Annotated in this window: 1 protein-coding gene; it reads left to right on the top strand. The window is 64.3% G+C overall.

Annotation, left to right across the window (positions count from 1 at the left end; genetic code table 11):
• A partial coding sequence (locus QZL67_RS08480; protein ID WP_292920160.1) for a D-alanyl-D-alanine carboxypeptidase family protein occupies nucleotides 1–294 on the top strand: 294 nt, incomplete at both ends.

The following is a 294-nucleotide window of genomic DNA, read 5'->3' as shown; positions in this document are numbered from 1 at the left end:
AGTCCTATACGGTGGAGCTGGCCCGGCTGAAAAACGGACTGCAGGTGGACAAGCGGATTTACGACGATCTCAATGCCATGCTGACCGACTGCCGGGCGGCAGGACTGGAGCCCATCGTCTGCTCGGCTTACCGGACCCAGGCCACGCAGACCCGCCTCTACAATAACAAGGTCTCCCGCCTCCGGGCGGCGGGGTATTCCCTGGAGGACGCCAAGGTGGAAGCCGCCCGCTGGGTAGCCCCTCCTGGTACCAGTGAGCATCAAACCGGCCTGGCGCTGGATCTGGTGTCGCTGG

It is taken from the genome of Oscillibacter sp. CAG:155, from assembly GCA_000436875.1.
GTDB lineage: Bacteria > Bacillota > Clostridia > Oscillospirales > Oscillospiraceae > Oscillibacter.
This window is presented reverse-complemented; position numbering and strand designations above follow the sequence as displayed.